Origin of the sequence: Pseudooceanicola aquaeponti (assembly GCF_050897975.1) — a bacterium.
GTDB lineage: Bacteria > Pseudomonadota > Alphaproteobacteria > Rhodobacterales > Rhodobacteraceae > Pseudooceanicola.
The window spans coordinates 185,169-208,825 of sequence record NZ_JBPAXY010000007.1 but is presented as its reverse complement, the minus strand read 5'-3'; the positions used below and the strand labels follow the sequence as shown (position 1 = coordinate 208,825).

The following is a 23,657-nucleotide window of genomic DNA, read 5'->3' as shown; positions in this document are numbered from 1 at the left end:
AAAAGGCGTGGTGCGGGGGGCTGGCCCCCCGCTTCCTTCTACGTGCGAGGGCGCAGCCCTCGCGACCACTAGAGACGAGCGTGAACGCTCTTGGGCCCCACTTCAGCCGCCCAGCTTGCCGTCCAGGATTTCCTGCAAATCGGCATAGGTCATGTTGGAATGCTTCTCGCCGTCGATCAGCAGGGTGGGCGTGGCGTTGATCTCGTCGGCCTGGGCGTTCTTCTGATACCAGGCGGTCAGGGTCCGGGCCAGGGTGACGTCGTTCAGGCATTCCTCCAGCGTGGCATCTTCCATGCCCGCCAGGCGCCCGATCTTGCGCAGGTTGTCGGCGATCTGCGCCTCGCTTTCGGCGCCACGCAGCCAGGTGTTCTGCGACTTGTAGAACATCCCCGCCAGGCCAAAGAACTTCTCGGGGCCCGCGCAGCGCGCGATCATCGAGGCCCAGAGGCCGTAACGGTCGAAATAGACATCGCGGTAGATGAAACGCACCTTGCCGGTGTCGATGTAATCCACCTTCAGCCGGTTAAAGACGCGCTCGTGGAAATCGGCGCAATGGGGGCAGGTGAAAGAGGCGTATTCCACCATCGTCACCGGCGCATCCTCGGCGCCCAGAACCATCTCGACCACCGAAGAGGTGTCGATCTCGTCCAATTCGGGGCTGGCCGCCCCGGCGTTCACCTGGGTCTGCGCCTCGGCGGGGCGGTTCATGTACCAGTAACCGCCCCCGGCGGCTGCCACGACGACGGCGGCGCCGCCTCCGATGAGGAACCTGCGATCCATTATGGGTCGTCCTTTCTCAAGTCCTGTGTGTCTTGCTCAAAACATTCTGTGCCAGCCGCTCCAGCGCATCTTTCAGGCCGCTATCGGCGATGCCCTCGGCCACCTCATGGGCGCGGGCGACCACCTCGGGCGGCGGGGGCGGCGGGGTATAGCTGGCCTGGCTGCGCTCGAAGGCCACGCGGCCTTCCTCGAAGCCGGTCCGCGCGGTCTGGGTAATGCGCACGCGGGAAATGGCGTTATAGCCATAGACGCCGTTGACCTTGGCGCGCAGGCGTTCCTTTTCCATCTCCAGCACCGGGGCATGGGCGCCGGTGGTCAGCAGGACCAGCGTCGCCCCCATCGAGCCCCGGCCGTATTTCACCTCGACCGGGCGGGCCATGGCAGCCATGTCGGCGCCCACGATCTCTTCCCAATGGGTCAGCAGCCGCGACACGGCAAAGCCGCGGGCCTCGCCGGCCTTGCGGATGCGGGTCTCCAGCAGGCCATAGGTCCGCTTGAAACCATAGGTCGAGGTCGCGCGTCGCGCCATTGGGTCGGGCCTTTCGCTGTCATCGGGGCACCGGGCGGGGTTTCATCCTGGCCGAAGGGTTGCATCCCCCGGGCCAGCGCTATTCTAGTCAGCGGAACCGGGCGCGCCAATGTGAAAGGCCGCGCCCGCCCCTGACGAGGCATAAAGAATGCGTGACACGGCGCAAGCGGCAGCTTTGCTTTCCTGGTACGACCGCCACGCAAGGGCCCTGCCCTGGCGGGTGCCGCCCGCGCAAAGCCGCGCGGGCCACCGCCCCGATCCCTATCACATCTGGCTGTCCGAGGTGATGTTGCAGCAGACCACGGTGGCCGCGGTGAAGGAGTATTTCACCCGGTTTACCACCCTCTGGCCGACGGTGCAGGATCTGGCGGCGGCCGAGGATGCGCGGGTGATGGGCGAATGGGCGGGGCTGGGCTATTACGCCCGCGCCCGCAACCTGCTGAAATGCGCCCGGGTGGTGGTGGCCGACCATGGCGGGCGCTTTCCCGACAGCCGCGAGGCGCTGCTGAAGCTGCCCGGCATCGGCCCCTATACCGCCGCCGCCATCGCCTCGATCGCCTTCAACCGGGCCGAAACGGTGGTGGACGGCAATGTCGAACGGGTCATGGCGCGTCTTTTCGACATCCACACCCCCCTGCCCGCCGCCAAGCCCGAGCTGACCGAGAAGGCCGCGCAGATGACGCCCAAGGACCGCCCCGGCGACTATGCCCAGGCGGTGATGGACCTGGGCGCCACGATCTGCACGCCGCGGTCCCCCGCCTGCGGTCTCTGCCCCTGGATGGAGCCCTGCGCCGCCCGCGCCGCCGGCACCGCCGCCGAGCTGCCCAAGAAGACCCCGAAGAAGCCCAAACCCACCCGGCTGGGCGTGGCCTATATCGCGCGCCGCGCCGATGGTGCCTTCCTCTTGGAAACCCGCCCCGACAAGGGCCTGCTGGGCGGGATGCTTGGCTGGCCCGGCTCGGACTGGGCCGAAGAGCTGCCCGCCCATGACCCGCCACTGGCCGCCGACTGGCGGCAGGCAGAGGGCGAGGCCCTGCACACCTTCACCCACTTTCACCTGCGTCTTCAGGTCCGCCTGGCCGAGGTGCCCCAGGGCGCCAACCCCGAACGCGGGCAGTTCCTGCGGCCCGAGCAGTTCCGCCCCTCGGATCTGCCCACGGTGATGAGAAAGGCATTTGACCTGGCCCGCGACAGGTTCATAGTCGGGACCTGACGCGCGTCTCGCCCCAGGAGGGCAAATGATGAGCACTTCGCAAGATCTCTCCAGTTTCCGCCGCGCGGCGCCCTTCTGGCTGTCGCTGCTGATGGTGCCGCTGATCGTCATCGGCACGGTCTGCGGCGGCTGGACGGTGCTGTTGCCGCCGCTTTACGGGCTGGGCCTCTTCTCGGTCCTGGACCGCCTGTTGGGTCTGAACACCGAAAACGCCGATCCCGAGACCGGCGAAGAGGATCTGCTGTGGTATCGCGCTATCACCCTGATCTGGGCGCCGGTGCAATTCGTCACCCTGTTCTGGGCGATCTGGTACACCCGCCAGACGGAAACCCTGGGCCTTCTGGAGGTGATCGTGCTGTTCTACGGCATAGGCCTGATGTGCGGCGCCATCGGCATCGTCTACAGCCACGAACTGATGCACCAGACCAACAAGCGCGAGCGCTGGCTGGCCGACATCCTGCTGGCGATGACGCTGTATTCCCATTTCCGCAGCGAACACCTGCTGGTCCATCACGTGGCCGTCGGCACCCCGCGCGATGCGGTAACCGCGCACTATAATGAAAGCTTCCCGCGGTATTTCTGGCGCGTGCTGCGCGACTGCCCGCGCTCTGCCTGGAACGCCGAGGTGGCGCGGCTGAAACGCAAGGACCTGCCACCCACCGACCGCCGCAACCCCTTCTGGCGCTACGCCGCGCTGCAAGGGGCAATGCTGCTGATCGCGCTGATCCTTGGCGGGCTGCCGGGGCTGCTTCTGTTCCTCTACCAGGCCTTCATCGCGGTCTGGATGCTGGAGCTGACCAACTACGTTGAACACTACGGGCTAACGCGAAAATACCTCGGCAACGGCAAGTTCGAACATGTCAAACCGCATCACAGCTGGAACGCCTCGCACACGGCAACCAACTGGCTGCTGATCAACCTGCAACGCCATTCGGATCATCACTACAAACCCGACCGCCGCTTCCCGCTGTTGCAAACCTACACCGACGGCGAGGCACCCGAACTGCCGCACGGCTATCCGCTGATGACCATGCTGGCGATGATCCCGCCGCTGTGGCGCCGCCGGATGAACCCGCGCGTGCGGCTGTGGCGGCAGATGTACTACCCAGAGATCACCGACTGGACGCCCTACAAGACCGGGCGCCACGAGGGCCTGCCCGGTTAAGTGGAAGGGGGCTCTGCCCCCGCCCGCCTGCGGCGGTCTCCCCCGGAGTACTTTTGGCCCAGTGAAAGAGCGAGACGGGCCCAAGAGAGTGCCGGACTTTTGCAATCGAGAGGTTGGAACCGCAGGGAGGCGGAAGCCGGGCGCCTCGCTGGCACCTCCTGCTCTTTCACTGGGCCGGAAATACTCCGGGGGTCCGGGGGCAGAGCCCCCGGCCTTGGGTCAGGCGGCCATCACGCGGGACAGGTGGTAATCGGTATCGCCCAGCTGGGCGTCGATCATCACCAGGCGCTTGGCATAGTGCGAGCCGGGGTATTCCCAGGTCATGGCGATCCCGCCGTGCATCTGGATCGCCTCTTCGGCCACCAGACGCCCGGCGCGGCCGATCAGGTTCTTGGCCATCGAGGCATAGCGCCCGGCATCGGGACCACCCAGCTCTGCCGCCGCCTTGATGGTGATCGAGCGGGCCTGTTCGATCTCGGTCAGCATGTCGACGGCACGGTGTTGCAACGCCTGGAACTGGCCGATGGCCACGCCGAACTGCTTGCGGGTGCGCAGATAGTCCAGGGTCATGGCATAAAGCGCATCCATCGCCCCCACGGCCTCGGAACACAGCGCCACGATCCCGGCGTTGACCGCGTCCCCCAGGGCCGCGCCCGCATCGGTGATCAGCAGGCGCGCGGGCGCCGCCTCCAACACCACCTCGGCCGCGCCGCCGCCGTCGATCATCGCGTAGCCGGTGATCGAGGCCGCCTCTGCCGCCACCTCGAAAAGCGCCACCTTGCCGTCCAGCTGCGCCGCCACCAGCAGCTTGTCGGCCACCTGGCCGCCATAGACCACCGATTTGCGGCCCGTCAGCGCGTGGCCCTCGCCCGAGGGCGCGGCCTGGGTCTCGATGGCGCCCAGGTCGTACCAGGCGTCGATCTCGCCGATAGCCACGGCATATCTCACCGCGCCCGACAAGAGCGCCTCCTGGTCCTCATCCGCCGCCTTCAGCAGGCGCGAGGCCATGAGCGCGGCCAGCACCGGCTCGGGGCAGAGCGCACCGCCCAGGGCCTCGAAGACCACCGAGATGTCAAAGCCGCTGCCGCCGAAGCCGCCGGCCTCTTCCGGGGCCAGGGCAAAGAGCGCGCCCAGCTCGCTGAGGCCCTCCCAATGGGCCGGCGCATGGAAGGGCGCGGCATAGGCTGCGGCATTGCGCGCCTCCATCGGGTATTTCTCGCGCAGGTAGCGGGTCAGGCTGTCCGACAGCATCTGCCGGTCTTCGGTCAGAGAGAAATCCATCGTTACAGCTCCAGCATGGTCTTGGTCAGGATGTTGCGCTGGATCTCGTTGGATCCACCGTAGATCGAGGTCTTGCGGTTGTTGAAATAGCGTGCCGCATTGTGCGCCGCCTCGTCCGGCGCGGGGCCGAAGTTGGCCGAGAGCGTGCCCGGGAAGGGCGCCGCCGCGGGCCCGAGCGCCCGACGCGCCAGATCCTTCAGCTCTTGCGCGATGACCGTCCCCTTGATCTTCAGGATCGAGGTTTCCGGCCCCGGCGCGCCCTGTTGCTGCGCCTTGTAGAGCATCCGAAGGTTGGTGATCTTCATCGCCTCCAGGTCGATCTCCACCTGGGCCACGCGGGCGGCGAAAAGCGGATCCTCGATCAAGGGCTTGCCGTTGCGCATCACCTGCCGGGCCAGGGCCTTGACCTCTTCCAGCGACTGCATCGAGAAGCCGACCCCGGCGATATTGGTCCGTTCATGGGTCAGCAGGAACTTGGCGATGGTCCAGCCCATGTTCTCTTCGCCGACCAGGTTTTCCACCGGCACGCGGACGTCGGTAAAGAAGACCTCGTTCACCTCGTGCCCGCCCTCGATCAGCTTGATCGGGCGCATTTCGATCCCGGGCGTGTCCAGGTCGACCAGAATAAAGCTGATGCCCTTTTGTTGCTTCACCTCAGGGTCCGTGCGCACCAGGCAGAAGATGCGGTTGGCGTGCTGGCCCAGCGTCGTCCAGGTTTTCTGGCCGTTGATGACGTAGTGATCACCGTCGCGCACCGCGCGGGTCTTCAGCGAGGCCAGGTCCGACCCGGCGCCCGGTTCGGAATAGCCCTGGCACCACCAATCCTCGCCCGACAGGATGCGCGGCAGATATTCCTGCTGCTGCTCGGCCGAGCCGAACTGCATCAGCACCGGGCCCAGCATGGCCAGGCCAAAGGGCACGATGCGCGGCGCATAGGCGCGGCAGGCCTCTTCCTCGAAGATGTGCCGCTCGACCGGCGACCAGCCGGTGCCGCCGAATTCCTCGGGCCAGGTGGTGGCCAGCCAGCCCTTTGCGTTCAGCAGCGCATGGTAGCGGTCCATGATGTCCTTGGTCAGCTCGCCCCCCTTGCGGACGGCGTCGCGGATGTCCTCGGGCAGGTTAGCGGCGAAGAAGGCACGCACCTCTTCGCGGAAGGCCTGTTCTTCGGCTGTGAAACTCAGATCCATGTCTTATCCCCAGTCAAGACTTGTTCAAATCGGCAAAGCTGCTGCCCTCGGCCGCCATGCGGCGCAGGATGTCGGGCACCTGCCAGTAATGCGGGTCTTCCTCGGCGTAGCGCTCGATCCGGGCGACGATTTCCGCCGCGCCCAGGGTATCGGCGTAGTGCAGCGGCCCGCCGCGGAAGCGGGGGAAGCCGTAGCCGAAGAGGAAGACCATATCGACGTCGAGGGGGCGCTTGGCGGTGCCATCCTCGACCACGCGGGCGGCCTCGGTGATCATCGCCGTCATGTAGCGATCGACGATCTCCTGGTCGGTGAAATCGCGCGGCGTGATGCCCTGTTCGGCGCGGACGCTGTCAATGATCGCGGCCACCTCGGGATTGGGCACCGGGGCGCCGGCGTCATAGAGGTAATAGCCCTTTCCGGTCTTGCGCCCGAACCAGCCCTCTTCGCAGATCCGGTCAGGGATATGGCCCGCATAGCGTTCCGCCGGGTCACGGCTGTCGGCCTTGCGCTTGCGCGTCATCCAGCCGATGTCGAGGCCCGCCAGATCGCTGACCTTGTAGGGGCCCATGGCAAAGCCGAAGCCCTCAAGCGCGGCATCCACCTGCTGCGGCGAGGCGCCATCCAGCACCAGATAGCCGGAACAGAGGCCGTAATGGGCCAGGATCCGGTTGCCGATGAACCCGTCGCAGACCTGAGCCAGAACGCCGACCTTCTTCAGCTTTTTCGCCAGCGCGAACCCGGTGGCCAGCACATCCGGCGCCGTGGCCGCGCCCTGGACGATCTCCAGCAGGCGCATCACATGGGCGGGGCTGAAGAAATGCAGGCCCAGCACGTCGGCGGGGCGCGAGGTGGCCGCCGCGATCTCGTTGATGTCGAGGTAAGAGGTGTTCGAGGCCAGCACGGCGCCGGGTTTGCAGATCGCATCCAGCTTGCCGAAGATCTCGCGCTTGACCTCCATCTTCTCGAAGACGGCCTCGATCACCAGATCGACCTCGGCCAGCGCCTCGAGCTCCAGCGCGGGCGTCAGGCGGGCCAGGGCCGCGTCCTTCTTCTCGGCGCTCATCTTGCCGCGCTTCACCGCGCCATCGAGGTTCTTGCCGATGGTGGAAACACCCCGGTCAAGGCCCTCTTGCGCGACCTCGACCAGCACCACGTTCAGACCCGCCGAGAGACAGGCGGTGGCGATGCCCGACCCCATGGTGCCGCCGCCGATCACGCCGACGGTCTGCACCTCACGCGAGGAGCCTTTCGCCTCGGGGATGTTCGACACGGCGCGTTCGCCGAAGAAGGCGTGGATCAGACCGGCACGCTGCGGGGTCTCCATGCAGTCGAGGAAACACTGGCGTTCGACCTTCAGCCCCTCGGTCAGGGGCAGGTTGCAGGCGGCGATGGCCTCGACGCATTTGACCGGGTTCACCAGGTTGGGGTTCTTCGCCTGGGCGGCGGCCTTGGCCTGGGCCAGGGCCTCGGCGTCATAGGCGGCCTCGATCTGGTCGGTGCGGCGGGTGGTCAGATCGCCCGCCACCACGGCGCGGGCCATCTCCAGCGCCACCTCGCGGGGCTCGCCCGTGACCACGCGGTCGATGGCGCCAGCTTGCGCCGCCTCTTCCACCGGCACCTGGCGGCCCGACAGGGACATGTCCAGGGCGAAGGGAATGCCCGCCAGACGCGGCAGGCGCTGCGTGCCGCCGGCGCCGGGCAGCAGGCCGATCAGCACCTCGGGCAGACCCACCTTGGACCCCGCGATGGCCACCCGCGCGTGACAGCACAGGCCCAGTTCGAACCCGCCGCCCAGGGCGGTGCCATGCATCACGGCCACCACTGGAATCGCGCTACCCTCGATGACGTTGAAGACGTCCGGCAGCGCGGGCGGTTGCGACGGCTTGCCGAACTCGCGAATGTCGGCGCCCGCCATGAAGGTGCGCCCGGCGCACCAGATGGCAATGGCCTTGGCCTCGCCCGCCGCATTCAGCGCCTCGATCGCCTCGACCAGCCCGACCCGCACCGCATGGCCGCTGGCATTTACCGGCGGATTGTCGATGCACACCAGCGCCACGTCGCCCAGGACCTCTGTCGTGACGACGCTTTCTCCGCTTACCCCATCGGGCATGGAACTCTCCCTCTTTCCCCGCGCGACCGCTCTGCCGCGCCTCCTTGGGCTGCGACGTTAGGCCCTCGGACAGAGGGGGTCAAGTTTTGCGGAAACAATTTCCGCTAAGCGAAATCAGATCAGGAAATGATCTCGAACTTCTCGACGTCGACCATGCCCCGATCGGTGATCTTCAGCGCCGGAATCACCGGCAGGGCCAGGAAGGCCAGTTGCAGGAAGGGTTCCTCCAGCGTGACCCCCAGCCCCTTGGCGGCGGCGCGCAGATCGACCAGGGCGTCGCGGACCACCTCGAAGGGCTCCAGGCTCATCAGCCCCGCCACCGGCAGGGCGACCTCGGCCAGGACCTTGCCCCCCTCGACCACGACAAAGCCGCCCTCGATCTGCCCCAGGCGGTTGGCGGCCAGGGCCATGTCGTCGTAGTCGACGCCGACGCAGGCGATGTTGTGGTGGTCATGGCAGACGGTCGAAGCGATGGCGCCCCGTTGCAAACCGAAGCCCTTCACGAAGCCGGTGGCGATATTGCCGTTCTTGCCGTGCCGTTCGACCACGGCGATCTTCACCAGATCGCGCGAGATGTCGGGGCGCTTGTCGCCGTCGACAATGGCGATGTCCTCGTGCAGGTGGCGGGTGATGATGCGGCCCTCGTCGATGCCGATCACATCCGTATCCTCATGGTTGGCCGAGGTGCGGAAGTTGGCGCCGGTGACCTGGCGCGCCTTGACCGAATGGCGCCCCACCGGGTCGATCAGATCCCGCGCGGCGAAGGCGGCATCATCGACCACCACGCCCCCCGCCAGCACCATCTCGGCGCGGCAGTCCGCCGGATCCTCCAGCACCACGATATCGGCGCGCTTGCCCGGGGCAATCTGGCCGCGATCCTTCAGGCCAAAGGCCTCTGCCGCCGACAGCGAGGCGGCGCGGTAAACCGCCAGGGGCGGGCAGCCCAGCCGGATCAGTTCCCGGATCATGTAATCCAGATGCCCATGCTCGCCGATGTCCAGCGGGTTCCGGTCGTCGGTGCACAGGCACATATAGGCGCTGGTCACCTCGGTCAGCAGCGGTTGCAGCGCGTGCAGATCCTTCGACACCGAGCCTTCGCGGATCAGCACCCGCATCCCCTTTTGCAGCTTCTCGCGCCCCTCGTCCGCCGTGGTCGCCTCGTGCTCGGTGCGGATGCCCGCGGCGACATAGGCGTTCAGGTCGCGCCCCGACAGCTGCGGGCAATGGCCGTCAATATGGGCGCCCTCGAAGAGCGCCAGCTTGTCCAGGCAGGCCGGGTCGCGGAAGATCACGCCGGGATAGTTCATGAACTCGGCCAGGCCGATCCCCTGGGGATGGCCCATCAACGGCGCCAGGTCGGCGGCGGTGATCTCGGCGCCCGCAGTTTCCATATGCGACGAGGGTACGCAGGACGACAGGTTCACCCGGATATCCATCAGGGTGCGCATCGCGGCCTCCTGGAAATACCGGATGCCGGGGACGCCGATCACATTGGCGATCTCATGCGGGTCGCAGATGGCCGTGGTCACGCCGCGCGGGCCGACGCAGCGGTCGAACTCGAAAGGGGTCACCATGCTGCTTTCGATATGCAGATGGGTGTCGATGAAGCCGGGCACCAAGAGCTTTCCCGCGACGTCGATCTCGCGCGTGCCGTCGTAGGTCGCGCCGATTCCCACGATGCGGTCGCCGCAGATCGCCACGTCGCCGGGGATCTCCATCCCCGTCACCATGTCCCAGACCCGGCCACCCTTCAGCACCAGATCGGCGGGCGCGTCGCCGCGCCCCTGGGCAATCCTCTTTGCAATCTGCTCTTGTCCCATCGCGGACCTCCATCGCCGGTTTCCCCCAAGAGGCCCGATGCCCCGCCGCTTGTCCAGCATCCGCGCAGCTCTCTTGCCGCCTGTCGCGCAGGCCGCTACCCCTGAGGCAAAGCCGCAAAGGACCGCCCCCATGCCCCTGTTCGACCTCGCCCCCATTCCCGACCTGCCCGTCCTGGACGAGGTCCAGGGCTACCCGGTGCGCCGCATCTTCTGCGTCGGGCGCAACTATGCCGCCCATGCCGCCGAGATGGGCAACGAGGTGCCCGAGCAGCCCTTCTATTTCACCAAGTCGCCCGCCAACCTGGCCCTGTCGGGCGCCACCCTGCCCTATCCGCCGGGCACCGCCGACTATCACCACGAGGTCGAACTGGTGGTCGCCCTGGGCGCGCCGCTGTTCCAGGCCAGCCCCGAAGAGGCCGCGGCGGCGGTCTATGGCTACGGCGTGGGCCTGGACATGACGCGGCGCGATCTGCAAATCGCCGAGCGCAAGAAGCAGCGGCCCTGGGATCTGGGCAAGGACGTCGAGGGGGGCGCGGTGCTGGGCCCGCTGACCCGCGCGGGCGATCTGGGCCCGCTGGAGGGACGCGCCATCACGCTGGAGGCAGACGGCGCCCTGCGGCAATCCTCGACCCTGGATCTGATGATCCACGACGTGCCGCATCTGCTGGCGCATCTGTCGGGCTTCTACACCCTGGGGCCGGGCGATCTGGTGCTGACCGGCACCCCCGAGGGGGTCGGCCCGGTGACCCCCGGGATGACCCTGCGGGGCCGGATCGAGGGACTCACCCCGGTGACCCTGACCCTCTCTGCGCCGGTCCCCCGGGCCGATGATATGTCCTAGGACAATCGCCCCTGCGCCACCGCAGGGCGGCCCCCGAAAAGATGCCGCACAGATAGGCAATTTTTTGCTCACTCCGTGACAAAAAGCTCGGATTTGTCGGTTTCAGGACCCTACAGGTCTGTCCTCGCGATTGCTGCCCTGCGGTGGCTCCGGTACGTTCTGACCCATGAGTAAACGGTCACGACTTTCCCCCGACGATTGGCTTCGCGCCGGTCTGGATGCCCTTAGCGCCGCCGGTCCCGAAGCGCTGAAGGCTGAACCCCTTGCCCGCACGCTGGAGACCACCAAGGGCTCCTTCTACTGGCATTTTCCCGATGTTCCCGCCTTCCGCCAGGCGCTGCTGAAGTTCTGGGGCAGCGAGGCCGGCGGTCTGCTGGCCGAGGCGCCCGAGGACCGGACCGAAGCGGTGGCACAGCTGCACGCGCTGGTGCGTGACGGCTTCTCGACCGATCCGGCGGCCGAATGCGCCATGCGCGCCTGGGCCCGCACCGATGCCGCCGCCGCCGAGACGCTGGCGCAGATCGACGCGGCCCGCCTGGGCCACCTTCAGGACCTGCTGACCCGTATCGGGGTCACCAATCCCGAGATCGCCCGCCTGCTTTACGCCGCCCAGATCGGCCTGCCGCAGATCATCGACGGCCAGGACGACAGCGCCCGCGACGACAGCGCCCCCCTCGACACCCTGGTCGACCTGGTCCTGGCCCTGCGCTAGGCGGGCCACAGCGCTCTGCCTCCCGTCTTCTGAAACCCCCTCTTTGAAAAGCCCGCCCCGGCGGCCCCCTGCGCGACCGCACGGGGCCTGCCGGGGCCACCGGGCCAAGCCCTAGCCGGGCGCAGCCCCCGCGCCTTCGACGCGCCGCGCGATCAGCCGCACCAGACGGGCCCGCGCCTCGGGCAGGGGCTTCATGCCCAGCTCCGGCGCCAGGTGGTTTTCCAGGAAATGCCCGGTCACCCGCAGCCCCGCCACCACCTCGGCATCAGGCGCCAGCCCCTCGCCGCGCAGCACCGGCGGCAGCGGCAACAGCCGGTCGGCATAGTCCCCCGCGCCCGCCCGCGTCACCGCCCGCCCCGTGCGGGGCGAGACGAATTCCAGCCCCTCGGTCGCCCCGGTCACCGCGCAGGCCGACAGGTCGAGGCCAAAGCCCGTATCCTCCAGCAGCGCCAGTTCCCAGCGAAGATAGGCCAGCGGCCACAGCTCGGCCTGCTCCAGCAGATCCAGCAGCTGCTCGGTCTGCCGATATAGGCGCCCGTGGGCCTCCCGCTCTGGCAGGGCGAAGGACAGCAGGGCACAGACGGCGCCTAGCCCGGCCAGGGCCAGCCGGTCGCCCAGGGCCTGGGCGGCGCGCGAGCGTACCGGCTCGACGGTGAAATTGCCCAGCTGATCTTCCAGCCGGGCGCGCCAGGTCACCTCCAGCTGCGCACCGGGCTGCAACAGCGGCGCCATGCGGCGCGAGGCCCCGCCGCGCACAAGCCCGGCATGGCGGCCCCGCGCTTCGGTGAACACCTCGGCGATGACCGCGCTTTCGCCATGCGGACGGACCGCCAGCAATATCCCTTCTTCGCGCCATTCCATGCCAATGACATCATCGGCGGGGTTGCGGCCCGGGGCAAGATGGCGCAGCTTCCGGCGCATGGATTTTCGCACCAACGCCCTGTCCGCTCCCGCCCGTATGGCGGCCCGTGGGATCGCGCTTCTGGCGCTTGTGTCCCTCGGCGCCCAGGCCCTGGCCACCGCCGCCGATCACCCCGCCTATGGCCCGCTCGACACCGCCTGGCACATGCTGCGCTATTTCACCGTGCTGACCGCCGGGCTGGGCCTGCTCAGCTTTGCCGGAATGGCGGCCACAGGGCGCGCCGCGCACCGGCTGTGGCTGGGCGGGCTGGCGCTGTGGTCGGGGATGACCGGGGCGATCTATCACCTGCTGCTGGCCCGGGACGATCTGGCGGGCCTCGGCCTTTGGGCCGATCGCGGGTTGCATACGGCCCTGCCGGTGGCCGTGGTCCTGTGGTGGCTGGTCTTCGCGCGCAAGGACCGGCTGCGCCCCTGGGCAGCCCTGGCCTGGCTCAGCTGGCCGGGGATCTATATCGGCTATGCCCTGGCGCGCGGCCGGGCCGATGGCACCTATCCCTATTTCTTCCTCGACCCTGGCCAGGTCCGCTGGGACGGGGTGGCGGTCTGGTCTGGGATGATCGGCCTGGCCTTCCTGGGCGGCGGGCTGATCCTGCTGCTTCTGGCCCGGATGCTGCGGCGCGGAGTCTAGTCCAGCCCCGGCTCGTCCAGCAGATGGCGCCCGGCGCGGTCCTCGACCTCGACCAGCCACAGATCGGGATCGAAACCGCGCTGCCGCGCCGCCGCCTGATCCACCTCTGCCTCGGCCCCCTCGGCCAGCACCGACCAGCGCCGCGCCCCGGTGGCCAGGTCGAAGCCGCGCTGATACAGCACCGCCTGCCCGTCCAGGGTGTTCAGCTTTACCAGAACCGCGCCCGCATGGTCATCGCCATGGGCGGTGACGAAGGCGGGAATATCGGCCAGCCGCAGCCGCGCCAGATAGGCATCAATCCAGAACCGGGCGGTCAGCCGCATCTCACTTTTCCTCAACCAGGGGCCGGGACCCAGCCCGCGCCCCTTCCCTGACATGGCCCGACCCCGCCGCGCAAGCCGCCACCGCCGCTGCCATTCTTTCGTCCGATTTCGCCCCTAGGCTGCGCCCGGCCGACCCCGTCCCGTACCGGACACCCCTCGGCCCCACCGGAAGGAGCGACCATGCCGATACCCGCAATGATCCTCATCGCTCTGGGCCTTGCAGGCGCCGGCGCCTTCCTGACGGGCCTCGTCCCCGGCCTGACCGGCGCGGGGCTGCACGCCGCGGGCGTGGTGGTGCTGCTGATTGGCGTGCTGTGGTGGCGCATCGCCGCCCGCCGCCGCGCCAAACGCGCCGCCGCCGAAAGCCGCGCCTGACCCCTGCAACACACGCGCCAGCAAACCCGAGCCCCCGGCCCGCTCCCTGCGCCCGGCACCCTCTCTTCTCATTGCCAAAAAGTATCCCGGGGGCTGAGCCGCGTCCCGGAAATCGTCCAGTGGACGATTTCAGCGGAGAAGGGGCGGAGCCCCGGAAGAGCCCGCGAGGGCTCAAGAGGGGGCAGAGCCCCCACCCAACCGTCATGCCGGGCGCGACGACCAGTGGATCAGGGACCAGTGGATCAGGCGTTGCCGTCCTTGAAATCCAGGCCCATCTCGGAATAGCGCTCGGCCTCTTCCAACCAGTTCTCGCGCAGCTTCACCTGTAGGAACAGGTGCACCTTGCGACCCAGGAACTCTTCCAGCTCCTCGCGGGCGGCCTTGCTGACGGCCTTGATCGTCTCGCCCTTCTTGCCCAGCACGATCCCCTTGTGGCCATCGCGGCTGACATAGACCATCTGGTCGATCCGGGCAGAGCCGTCCTTACGCTCTTCCCAGTGTTCGGTCTCGACGGTCAGCTGATAGGGCAGCTCCTGATGCAGGCGCAGGGTCAGCTTCTCGCGGGTGATCTCGGCGGCGATCATGCGCATCGGCAGGTCGGCGATCTGATCCTCGGGGTAAAGCCAGGGGCCCTCGGGCATCTCACCCGCCAGCCACAGGCGCAACGCCTGCACCCCATGGCCCTTCTCGGCGGAGATCATGAAGGTCTCCTCGAAGGGATAGCGCTTGTTCATCTCGTCGGTCAGGGCCAGCAGCACGGGGGATTCCACCCGGTCGATCTTGTTGATCGCCAGGGCGACCTTGCGGCCCTTGGGCAGCTTGTCGAGACCTTCCAGGATCTTCTCGACCCCCGGGGTGATGCCGCGATGCGCCTCGATCAGCAGGACGATCACGTCGGCATCGGCAGCGCCCCCCCAGGCGGCGGCGACCATGGCGCGGTCCAGGCGGCGGCGCGGACGGAAGAGGCCCGGCGTATCGACGAAGACCAGCTGCGCCTCGCCCTCCATCGCCACGCCGCGAATGCGGGCGCGGGTGGTCTGCACCTTGTGGGTCACGATCGACACCTTGGCGCCGACCATGCGGTTGGTCAGGGTCGACTTGCCCGCATTGGGCTCTCCGATCAGGGCGACAAAGCCCGCCGATGTGCTCATGGTCTGGTCCTTCAAGCGAAGTGCGCTCTCTAGAGGCTTTTAGCGCAGCGCGCCAGCCCTGTCTCGCCCCCTGCGCGAAAGGGGCCCCAAGACCCCGGGCTCAGGGCCCTTCCGGCGCGGGGGGCACCGAGGCCCGCCCCGAGCGCATCAGGGTATAGGTGCCCGAGACCACGATCAGCAGCCCGCCCGCCAGGGTCCAGAGGTCGGGGCGCTCGCCGAAGAACAGATAGGCGATCAGCAGGGCGATCAGCAGCCGCGAATAGCGGAAGGGCGCCACCACCGAGACCTCGCCCGAGCGCATGGCCAGGGTCAGCGCCATATAGGCCGAGACCCCGACCAGCCCCAGGGCCAGTACCCGCGCCGCCTCGTGGCCTGCGGGCAGACGCGGGGGCGCGGTGTCGAACATCATGAAGACGAGGCCCGCGCAGGTGATCACCAGAAACCCCAGGGTGCCCAGCTGGCGGCCAGAGACAGCGGGCGGCGCCATCCGGGTGGCCAAGTCGCGCCCGGCAAAGCCGATCATCCCCAGCAGGGCAAAGATCGACTGCGGCTCGAAGGCGGCGGGGGTGGGCTTGAGGATCAGCAGCACACCGACAAAGCCAAAGGCCATGGCGATCCAGCGGCGCGGGCCGACCTTTTCCCCCAGCAGGACCGCCGCCCCCAGGGTGACGAACAGCGGCGCCGCCTGAAGGATGGCCGAGGTCGAGCTGAGCGGGGTGAAGGCCAGCGCCAGGGCAAAGAACAGCCGCCCCACCAGTTCGATGGCCGAACGGATCAGAAGGCGCGGGCGCAACGCGTCACGGGTCAGCGCCGGTTCCCCCGCCCGCCAGCACAGGACCGCGAAGCACAGCGTGCCCACAAGGCCAAAGAGCAGCGTGGTAAAGCCCGGCGGCAGGGTGACGGCGATCCCCTTGAAGATCGCATCCTCGATGGCAAAGCCGATCATGGCCAGGACCATGAACAGGCTGCCACGCAGGTTCGCGCTCACCCCGCGTCCTCCAGCCGGGCCAGCAGCCGGGCGGCGGCGGCCTGTTCGGCGGCGCGTTTGGAACTGGCCTGCGCCTGGGCCTCTTCGCCGGTTTGCAGACGGGCGGCGATGGTGAAGACGGGCGCGTGATCGGGGCCTTCGCGGGCGGTCTCGACATAGGCGGGCGGCGGCAGGCGCCGCGCCTGGGCCCATTCCTGAAGCGCGGTCTTGGGGTCGCGGGCGTCTTCCTCGACATCGCGGATGCGCTGGCCCCAGAGGCGCAGGATCATCTGCTTGGCGGCGTCAAAGCCCGCGTCCAGATAGACCGCGGCAATCACCGCCTCCATCGCGTCGCCCAGCAGGGCCTGCTTGCGGCGCCCGCCCGACATCTGCTCGGACCGGCCCAGTTTCAACACCGCGCCGAGGTCGATCTCGCGGGCGATCTCGGCGCAGGCCTCCTTGCGCACCAGCGCGTTGAAACGCGGGGCCAGCTGGCCCTCGCTGGCGCCCTTGTCCTCGAACAGCAGCGCCTCGGCCATCACCAGACCCAGCACCCGGTCGCCCAGGAATTCCAGCCGCTGGTTGTCGGGCCGCGTGGCCGAGGAGACCGAGCTGTGGGTCACCGCGCGCAGCATCAGTTCGGGCCGGGCAAACTCATGTCCCAGCCGCTCCTGAAAGGCCTTCAGCTCGCTTGAAATCTTCATCGCCGGTTCCTGCTGCGGATTGCCGCCCTAAAAAGCGCAAAGCCGCGGCCCGTGCAAGGGCCGCGGCGGCGCGGTTGGTCCGGGGTGGGACGCGCGCGTCACTGGATGGGTTCGAGGAAGCGATCCTTGCGCCAGTCCCAGACGAACAGCAGCGACCGGCCGGCGGAAGAGAAGATCACCCGGTTGGCCCGGCCGATCAGGTTCTCGTAAGGAACAAAGCCCACGCCGCCCCCGGCCTGCGAAAAGCGCGAATCGGTCGAGTTGTCGCGGTTGTCGCCCATCATGAAATATTCGCCCTCGGGCACGGTGAAGACGGCGGTGTCATCGGCGCGCGGCGAATAGCCCACGTTCAGGATCGAATGGGTCACCCCGCCCGGCAAGGTTTCCAGGAAGCGTTCCTTCTCGCAGGTGCCGCCCAGGCCCACGGTGGCGTCGTTGAAGCAGCGCGGCGTGCGGCCCTGGGGCCCCTGGGGTTCGTAGGTCTCGACGAAGGTCCCAGCAGGTTCCATGGCCACGGCCTCGCCGTTGATGTGCAGCACCGAATCGATCATCTGCACCTGGTCGCCCGGCAGGCCGATCACCCGCTTGATGTAATCCTCGCCGGTGACCGGATGGCGGAAGACCACCACGTCGCCGCGCTCGGGTTCGGACCCCATGACCCGGGTGTTGTCATTGTCGAGGAAGCCGCAGATGTCCTTCGCGTCCAGGTCGATGCCGAAACGCTGGATGCGGATGTTCGGGCAGGAGGCGTAGGAATAGCCGTAAGCCATCTTGTTCACGAAGAGGAAGTCGCCGACCAGCAGCGTGTCCTTCATCGACCCCGAGGGGATCCAGAACGGTTGGAAGAAGACGCTGCGGAACAGGCCCGCGATGATCAGCGCCCAGAAGATCGTCTTGATGGTTTCCCAAAGGAAACCGCTTTCGCCCTTGCCCTCAGCCTTGGCCATGCCGCTCCGGTCCTTCCTGCATTGGTCCACGCGCCCGTGCCCGGGCAGCCCGGGTTACATGCGGGGGGGCGGCGGACAAGTCAACATGGGGTCAGGGAAAAGCGCCAGACCGTCTCGGGATCGTGTTGCGGCAGGGGCGAAGGCACGGCCGACGCGGGTTTGCGCCTTTCTGCGAAAGCCGCAGCCTCCGGCGGGGATATTTCGGGCCAACAAATAGACGAAAGAGTTTCTTAACCTGAATCGTCGAACCTCTGGGCGCGGTACAGGGAGGGATCCCGATGACCGCGCCAGGAAATGGGCCTCTCGTTCCGTCATGGGCGAGAGGTTCGTTTATTTTTTGGCTCTAAATATCCCGGCGACCGGCCGGCAAGGGGCCTGCCCTTTGGACAGGGCGGCGCGTCTTGGCCTTGCCCCGCTTGCGCCCGGTTGTGGACTAAAGCGGGCGGGCCTCGATCACCACGAAGGCCTGGGCCCAGGGGTGGTCGTCGGTCAGGGTGACATGGACGATGGCCTGATGACCCGGCGGCGTCATCTCGGCCAGGCGTTCGGCGGCCCAGCCGGTCAGCTCCATCACCGGTTGCCCGGTGCGCAGATTGCTGACCGCCATGTCCTTCCACGAGATCCCCATGGCCAGCCCCGTGCCAAGGGCCTTGGAACAGGCCTCTTTCGCGGCCCAGCGTTTGGCATAGGTGCCCGCCTCGTCGCGCCGCCGCGCCGCCTTGGCCTGTTCGGTGGGGGTGAAGACACGGTTGCGAAACCGGTCGCCGTGGCGGTCCAGAACAGCTTGAATCCGGTCGATATTCGCCAGGTCCGTTCCAATTCCCAGGATCATGTGCCGCCCTTTCTCTCGGGGCGAAACTGGCGCGGGACGGGGGGAAGGTTCAAGAGCTATTTCGCGGCGTCGGGGCGCCGCGACAGGGGCATGGGCCAGGCCGTCCGGCCTTAGCAGGGCGCCGAGCGGGGAACCGCGGCCGGGGCCGGGGCCGGGGCGCGGCTGGACGCCCGCGCAGGGGCCATCGGCGGCACCATCGGCAGGTCGGCCAGCTCACGCAGGGTCATCCGCGCGATCTCGGGGTGGTCCAGCGGGTCGCGCGACAGGGGGCGCGGGGCAGAACGGAACCATTTGAACATGGTCTTCTCCTTTCTTGGTTTCAGATGAACCCAACATAGGACCCACCACACCCCTTTTTAATTGCAGCAAAGGTATAGACAGGTTTAGCTAGGCTATATGAACCCGCTGAACCGCCTGCACCTGAACAACCTGCGCGCTGTCGAGGCCGTGGCCCGCACCGGCACCCTGCGCAGCGCGGCGGCAGAGCTGGGCATCACCCCCGGCGCCGTGTCGCAACAGGTGGCCCGCGCCGAAGAGACCCTGGGCCACAAGCTGTTCGAACGCCGCCCCGAAGGCCTGCGCCCCCTGCCCGGCACCGAGGAGTTCTTTCGCCTGCTGACCTCGGGCTTTCGCCAGCTGACGGCGGCAGCGGAACTGGGGCGGCGCGACCGGGGCGGACAGCTGTCGCTGAGCTGCGCGCCGATCTTCGCCGCGCGCTGGCTGATCTGGCGGCTGCCCGCCTTCTACCGCGCCTTTCCCGACATCAAGGTGCGGCTGGACAGCCAGGCGGCCCTGTCCGATCCCAACGACGGCGATATCGACTTTGCCATCCGCATTGGCCGCGGCCCCTATCCCGGACTGCGCGCCCAGGCGCTGTTCCCGCTGCGCATCGTGCCAGTCTGTTCGCCCGAGATGGCGCGCACCATCACCAGCCAGCAGGACTTCGCCTCGGTGCCGATTATCCGCGACACCAACGCGATGTTTTCCTGGGACGACTGGCTGGTGCCCGAGGGGGCGGGCGGGCTGCCGCTGCGCGACGGGCCCGAATTTTCCGAGGCCTCGCTTTGCCTCGATGCGGCGATGTCGGGGGCGGGGGTCTTCCTCAGTTTCGAAACCCTGTGCCGCGACGCCCTGGACCAGGGGCGGATTTGCGCCCCGATCCCGCGCTTTCACCGCACCGACCTGCGCTATTGGCTGCTATCCCATGGCGAGCTGTCGCTGTCGCCGGAACAGCGGCTGTTCCGCAAATGGCTGATCGACAGCACCGGGGCCGAGGGGCTGGGCCACCGGGGCATCGTCAACGCTGGACCAGGCGGCGGGGCCTGATCAGACCCGCGCCTCGTCCATCAGGCGGCGCATTTCGGTAATGGCGGCGGGCAGCCCGCGGAAGATCGCCTCGCCGATCAGGAAATGGCCGATGTTCAGCTCGCGCAGCTCGGGGAAGGCGGCGACCGGCACGACGGTGTCATAGGTCAGCCCGTGGCCCGCGTGGACCTCCAGCCCCAGGGAATGACCAAAGGCGGCCATCTCGCGCAGCCGTTCCAGCTCGGCATCGCGATCGTCGAAACGCCCCTCGGCATGGGCGTCGCAATAGGCGCCGGTGTGCAGTTCGATCACCTCGGCGCCGATGCGATGCGCGGCCTCGATCTGCGGCCGGTCGGCGGCGATGAAGATCGACACCCGGCAGCCCGCCTCGCGCAGCGGCGCGATGAAATGGGCCAGGCGGTTCTCCTCGCGCGCCACTTCCAGCCCGCCTTCGGTGGTCCGTTCCTCGCGCTTTTCCGGCACGATGCAGACCGCATGGGGCTTGTGCCGCAGGGCGATGGCCTGCATCTCGTCGGTGGCCGCCATCTCGAAGTTCAGCGGCACGGACAGCGCCGCCGCCAGGGCCTCGATGTCAGCGTCCGAGATATGGCGGCGGTCCTCGCGCAGATGCGCGGTGATGCCATCGGCGCCTGCCTCCTCGGCCAGTTTCGCCGCCCGCAGCGGATCAGGATAGGCGCCGCCGCGCGCGTTGCGCACCGTGGCCACATGGTCGATGTTCACACCCAGACGCAGTTTCGGCTGATCGCTCATGACGGGACTCCCTTCGCGTTGGCCAATTCATGCCGCAGCCCTTGCCCAAGCGCCACCCCCCAAACGCCCCCAGGGCGCCACGCCCGCCCCGGCGCGCCCCGCCCCCTCTTCTCATTGCCAAAAATATCCCGGGGGGAATTGAGCCCGTCAGGGCTCAAGGGGGGGGGCAGAGCCCCCGCCCCCCTCTACCTCTCGCCCTCCGGCGACGGGGGGCACAGCCCCCCGCCAAAGACCCTCAGCGCTTGGGCTTGGCGCTCTTGGCGGCGGATTTGGCGCGGATCGCGGCCAGCTTGGCCTTCAGGGCGCCCTTGCGGCGGGCCTGGTAGGCGCGGATCAGCGGGACCGAGACGTAATAGCCGATCAGCCCGGCGATCACCCCGGGGATGATGCCGCCCACCATGTAGGGATAGAAGACCTCGTGATAGAAGACCGCCAGCCCGTGCCAGTTGGCGTCGGCATCGGTGAACAGCGCCCAGATGTTATCCTTCAGGTCATCGGCGGCGGCGACGAACTTGCCGCCGAACCCATGGGCCAGGCCATGGGGATGATCCGGCGGCGCCAGGGGCCCCGGCGGCGGCCCGCCCTCTCCGGTCACCCGAAGCAGCCAATAACCGGTCTGAAGCGAGATCACCCCGATCGGCACATAGGTCAGCGGGTTGCCCACGAAGGTGGCCAGCAGCGCCGCCAGGACATTGCCGCGCAGGATCACCGCCAGGCTGGCGGCAACCACGAAATGCATCCCGAAGAAGGGGGTGAAGGTGGTGAAGAGCCCGGCAAAGATGCCGCGGGCGATCTTCTCGGGCGTATCTGGCAAGCGCCGCAGCCGGTGTTTCACGTAATGAAACGCCCGCGTCCATCCCCCCCGGGGCCAGAAGAATTCGAACACGATCTTCCAGTAGGGCCGTCTGTCGCGACGCTTGAATACCAACTGGGCGTCCTCAGGGGCTTGGGGCAGGAGCCACGGGCGGCTCCTCCGGTTTGCGATGGCGCGCGACAGAGGCCACATCCGCCTCGGCCTCAAGCGCCGAGATCAGGTTGTGCAGATGTTCCGCGTCCCGCAGCTCCACGTCGACCAGCAGGCGATAGAAATCGGGCTTGCGGTCCAGGAACTCAAGATCCGAGATATTGGCCTTCTGCTCGCCGATCAATGTGCAAATCCGCCCCAGCACGCCCGGGTCGTTGGCCAGCACCAGATCCAGCGTGACCACATAGATGGCCGCATGGCGCCCGACCTGCCAGTGCAGATCGACCCAGCGGTCCGGCTGATCCTCGTAGGCCGACAGGCCCTCGCAGTCGATGGCGTGCACCTGCAAGGGGCGGCCCCGCCAGGTGATGCCGACGATCCGCTCGCCCGGCAGCGGCTGACAGCACTGCGCCCGCTTGAAGCTTTGGCCCTTTTCCAGGCCGATCAGGGCGCGGTCGCGGGTCAGCGCCTCGCCCTCGTCGCTTTCCATCAGCTCGGGGTAAAGCACGGCCACCACACGGGCCACGCGCAGCTCGGCCCGGCCCAGCTGGGCCAGCAGCTCTTCCTTGCCGTCCTCGATGCGCAGCTTCTTGGCGGCGGTTTCCAGCACCTTGTCGGTGGCCTTCTTGCCCACATGTTCAAAGCCAGAGCGCGCCAGTTCGCGGCCCAGCTTGATGTAGCGCTCGCGATCGACCTCGCGCAGAGCCCGGCGGATGGCGGCCTTGGCGCGGCCGGTGGTGGCGATGTCCAGCCAGGTGGCCTGCGGCTCCTGCCCCTCGGCGGTGATGATCTCGACCGACTGGCCGTTCTTGATCCGGGTCCACAGCGGCACCCGCATCCCGTCGATCTTGGCGCCGACGCAGGCAGAGCCGATGCGGGTATGGATCGCATAGGCAAAGTCGATCGGCGTCGCGCCGCGCGGCAGTTTCACCACCTCGCCCTTCGGCGTGAAACAGAAGACCTTGTCGGAATACATCTCCAGCTTGACCGCTTCGAGGAAATCCTCGTGGTCCTCGTCGGCACCCATCTGTTCGGTCAGGGCGCTGATCCAGCGGGTGGGATCGACGGCGAAGGGATTTTCCGATTTCACCCCGTCCTTGTAGGACCAGTGCGCGGCAACGCCGGCCTCGGCCACGTCATGCATGGCGCGGGTGCGGATCTGCACCTCGACGCGCTTGCCATCGCGGCCCGACACGGTGGTGTGGATACTGCGGTAGCCGTTGGATTTCGGCTGGCTGATGTAATCCTTGAACCGGCCCGGGATCGACTTCCACCGCTGGTGGATCACCCCCAGGGCGCGATAGCAGTCATCCTCGGTCTCAGTGATGACGCGGAAGCCGTAGATGTCGGACAGACGCGAGAAGCTTTGCTTCTTCTCCTCCATCTTGCGCCAGATCGAATAGGGCTTCTTGGCGCGGCCATAGACCTGGGCGGGCACGTCATGTTCGGACAGCACCTTGCGCATGTCCTTGGTGATCCGCTCGATCACGTCGCCGCTTTCGTTTTGCAGCATCAGGAAGCGGCGGATGATCGAGTTGCGCCCCTCGGGGTTCAGCACGCGGAAGGCCAGATCCTCCAGCTCTTCGCGCATCCACTGCATCCCCATGCGGCCAGCCAGCGGCGCGAAGATGTCCATCGTCTCGCGCGCCTTCTGCTGCTGCTTCTCGGGCTTCATCGCCTTCAGCGTGCGCATGTTGTGCAGACGGTCGGCCAGCTTCACCAGGATCACGCGCATGTCCTTGGACATGGCCATGAACAGCTTGCGGAAGTTCTCGGCCTGCTTGGTCTCGCTGGACGACAGTTGCAGGTTGGTCAGCTTGGTGACGCCATCGACCAGCTCGGCCACGTCCTCGCCGAACATCTCGGCGACCTGGCCCCAGGTGGCGCGGGTATCCTCGATCGTGTCGTGCAGCAGGGCGGTGACGATGGTGGCATCGTCCAGCTTCTGCTCGGCCAGGATCATGGCCACGGCGATGGGATGGGTGAAATAGGGTTCGCCCGAACGGCGGAACTGCCCCTCGTGCATGTCGCGCCCGAAATCATAGGCGCGACGCAGCATGTCGGCGTTACATTTCGGGTTGTAGGCGCTGACCAGGGTGATCAGCTCGTCGACCGGCACCATGTCCGCGGG

The 23,657-nt window shown here is 67.6% G+C and carries 24 protein-coding genes; 7 read left to right on the top strand and 17 right to left on the bottom strand.

Features of this window, described 5'->3' with window-relative positions:
• Positions 1-102: 102 nt before the first annotated feature.
• Together ACRARE_RS18200 and ACRARE_RS18195 are read right to left on the bottom strand one after the other, a co-directional pair.
• The gene (locus ACRARE_RS18200) at positions 103-780 is read right to left on the bottom strand and encodes a DsbA family protein (RefSeq protein ID WP_432657887.1); all 678 of its coding nucleotides are present in this window, start codon (positions 778-780) and stop codon (positions 103-105) included.
• Between the two features lie 16 nt (positions 781-796).
• Positions 797-1,309, bottom strand: a complete 513-nt coding sequence (locus ACRARE_RS18195; protein WP_432657886.1) for a DUF721 domain-containing protein — start codon at positions 1,307-1,309, stop codon at positions 797-799.
• Between the two features lie 148 nt (positions 1,310-1,457).
• On the opposite strand from ACRARE_RS18195, the gene mutY reads away from it, so the two are divergent.
• Entirely contained in the window at positions 1,458-2,522 is a 1,065-nt protein-coding gene (gene mutY / locus ACRARE_RS18190) for an A/G-specific adenine glycosylase (RefSeq protein WP_432657885.1), read from the top strand.
• 25 nt (positions 2,523-2,547) lie between these two features.
• Positions 2,548-3,687 carry an alkane 1-monooxygenase gene (locus ACRARE_RS18185; RefSeq protein WP_432657884.1) on the top strand — a complete coding sequence of 380 codons (1,140 nt, stop codon included), beginning with the start codon at positions 2,548-2,550 and terminating at the stop codon, positions 3,685-3,687.
• Positions 3,688-3,906: 219 nt separating this feature from the next.
• Here the strand turns inward: ACRARE_RS18185 and ACRARE_RS18180 are convergent, their stop codons facing one another.
• The 4 genes from ACRARE_RS18180 to ade form a co-directional block, all read right to left on the bottom strand.
• A complete protein-coding gene (locus ACRARE_RS18180) occupies positions 3,907-4,968 on the bottom strand; it encodes an acyl-CoA dehydrogenase family protein (protein ID WP_432657883.1) in 1,062 nt (353 codons plus the stop codon).
• A 2-nt stretch (positions 4,969-4,970) separates the two neighbouring features.
• Entirely contained in the window at positions 4,971-6,155 is a 1,185-nt protein-coding gene (locus tag ACRARE_RS18175; RefSeq protein WP_432657882.1) for an acyl-CoA dehydrogenase family protein, read from the bottom strand.
• 13 nt (positions 6,156-6,168) lie between these two features.
• Positions 6,169-8,265 (bottom strand): 3-hydroxyacyl-CoA dehydrogenase NAD-binding domain-containing protein, encoded by a 2,097-nt coding sequence (locus tag ACRARE_RS18170; RefSeq protein WP_432657881.1) that lies wholly within the window; start codon positions 8,263-8,265, stop codon positions 6,169-6,171.
• Between the two features lie 119 nt (positions 8,266-8,384).
• Positions 8,385-10,085, bottom strand: coding sequence for an adenine deaminase (gene ade, locus ACRARE_RS18165; RefSeq protein ID WP_432657880.1), 1,701 nt, complete (start codon positions 10,083-10,085; stop codon positions 8,385-8,387).
• Between the two features lie 130 nt (positions 10,086-10,215).
• Here ade and ACRARE_RS18160 point away from each other — a divergent pair, with 130 nt between their 5' ends.
• Both ACRARE_RS18160 and ACRARE_RS18155 read left to right on the top strand, forming a co-directional pair.
• Complete coding sequence (locus ACRARE_RS18160) at positions 10,216-10,926, top strand: fumarylacetoacetate hydrolase family protein (protein ID WP_432657879.1); 711 nt, start codon at positions 10,216-10,218, stop codon at positions 10,924-10,926.
• A 166-nt stretch (positions 10,927-11,092) separates the two neighbouring features.
• Positions 11,093-11,638, top strand: coding sequence for a TetR/AcrR family transcriptional regulator (locus ACRARE_RS18155; protein WP_432657878.1), 546 nt, complete (start codon positions 11,093-11,095; stop codon positions 11,636-11,638).
• Positions 11,639-11,749: 111 nt separating this feature from the next.
• Here ACRARE_RS18155 and recO read toward each other — a convergent pair whose 3' ends face one another.
• Positions 11,750-12,499 (bottom strand): DNA repair protein RecO, encoded by a 750-nt coding sequence (recO, locus tag ACRARE_RS18150; RefSeq protein ID WP_432658059.1) that lies wholly within the window; start codon positions 12,497-12,499, stop codon positions 11,750-11,752.
• Between the two features lie 58 nt (positions 12,500-12,557).
• Between recO and ACRARE_RS18145 the strand changes: the two genes are divergently transcribed.
• Entirely contained in the window at positions 12,558-13,187 is a 630-nt protein-coding gene (locus tag ACRARE_RS18145; protein WP_432657877.1) for a Pr6Pr family membrane protein, read from the top strand.
• On the opposite strand, the gene ACRARE_RS18140 is transcribed toward ACRARE_RS18145, so the two are convergent.
• Complete coding sequence (locus ACRARE_RS18140) at positions 13,184-13,510, bottom strand: DUF1491 family protein (protein ID WP_432657876.1); 327 nt, start codon at positions 13,508-13,510, stop codon at positions 13,184-13,186. The two genes, ACRARE_RS18145 and ACRARE_RS18140, sit on opposite strands and share 4 nt — an antisense overlap.
• A gap of 180 nt (positions 13,511-13,690) precedes the next feature.
• Between ACRARE_RS18140 and ACRARE_RS18135 the strand changes: the two genes are divergently transcribed.
• Complete coding sequence (locus ACRARE_RS18135) at positions 13,691-13,885, top strand: hypothetical protein (protein ID WP_432657875.1); 195 nt, start codon at positions 13,691-13,693, stop codon at positions 13,883-13,885.
• A gap of 242 nt (positions 13,886-14,127) precedes the next feature.
• On the opposite strand, the gene era is transcribed toward ACRARE_RS18135, so the two are convergent.
• The 6 genes from era to ACRARE_RS18105 form a co-directional block, all read right to left on the bottom strand.
• The gene (era, locus tag ACRARE_RS18130) at positions 14,128-15,036 is read right to left on the bottom strand and encodes a GTPase Era (protein WP_432657874.1); all 909 of its coding nucleotides are present in this window, start codon (positions 15,034-15,036) and stop codon (positions 14,128-14,130) included.
• A 100-nt stretch (positions 15,037-15,136) separates the two neighbouring features.
• A complete protein-coding gene (locus tag ACRARE_RS18125) occupies positions 15,137-16,024 on the bottom strand; it encodes a DMT family transporter (protein ID WP_432657873.1) in 888 nt (295 codons plus the stop codon).
• Positions 16,021-16,707, bottom strand: coding sequence for a ribonuclease III (rnc, locus tag ACRARE_RS18120; protein ID WP_432657872.1), 687 nt, complete (start codon positions 16,705-16,707; stop codon positions 16,021-16,023). Before rnc ends, ACRARE_RS18125 begins: the two co-directional genes overlap by 4 nt.
• Positions 16,708-16,805: 98 nt before the next feature.
• The gene (lepB, locus tag ACRARE_RS18115) at positions 16,806-17,654 is read right to left on the bottom strand and encodes a signal peptidase I (protein ID WP_432657871.1); all 849 of its coding nucleotides are present in this window, start codon (positions 17,652-17,654) and stop codon (positions 16,806-16,808) included.
• A gap of 433 nt (positions 17,655-18,087) precedes the next feature.
• The gene (gene acpS, locus ACRARE_RS18110) at positions 18,088-18,486 is read right to left on the bottom strand and encodes a holo-ACP synthase (protein WP_432657870.1); all 399 of its coding nucleotides are present in this window, start codon (positions 18,484-18,486) and stop codon (positions 18,088-18,090) included.
• A gap of 110 nt (positions 18,487-18,596) precedes the next feature.
• Complete coding sequence (locus ACRARE_RS18105) at positions 18,597-18,785, bottom strand: hypothetical protein (protein ID WP_432657869.1); 189 nt, start codon at positions 18,783-18,785, stop codon at positions 18,597-18,599.
• A 97-nt stretch (positions 18,786-18,882) separates the two neighbouring features.
• On the opposite strand from ACRARE_RS18105, the gene ACRARE_RS18100 reads away from it, so the two are divergent.
• A complete protein-coding gene (locus ACRARE_RS18100) occupies positions 18,883-19,812 on the top strand; it encodes a LysR substrate-binding domain-containing protein (RefSeq protein WP_432657868.1) in 930 nt (309 codons plus the stop codon).
• Here ACRARE_RS18100 and ACRARE_RS18095 read toward each other — a convergent pair whose 3' ends face one another.
• From ACRARE_RS18095 to ACRARE_RS18085, 3 genes are all read right to left on the bottom strand, one after another.
• Positions 19,813-20,562 carry a pyridoxine 5'-phosphate synthase gene (locus ACRARE_RS18095; RefSeq protein ID WP_432657867.1) on the bottom strand — a complete coding sequence of 250 codons (750 nt, stop codon included), beginning with the start codon at positions 20,560-20,562 and terminating at the stop codon, positions 19,813-19,815. It abuts the gene before it with no gap.
• A 235-nt stretch (positions 20,563-20,797) separates the two neighbouring features.
• Positions 20,798-21,490 carry a DUF2062 domain-containing protein gene (locus ACRARE_RS18090; protein ID WP_432657866.1) on the bottom strand — a complete coding sequence of 231 codons (693 nt, stop codon included), beginning with the start codon at positions 21,488-21,490 and terminating at the stop codon, positions 20,798-20,800.
• A gap of 10 nt (positions 21,491-21,500) precedes the next feature.
• Complete coding sequence (locus ACRARE_RS18085) at positions 21,501-23,648, bottom strand: RelA/SpoT family protein (protein ID WP_432658058.1); 2,148 nt, start codon at positions 23,646-23,648, stop codon at positions 21,501-21,503.
• Positions 23,649-23,657 lie beyond the last annotated feature (9 nt).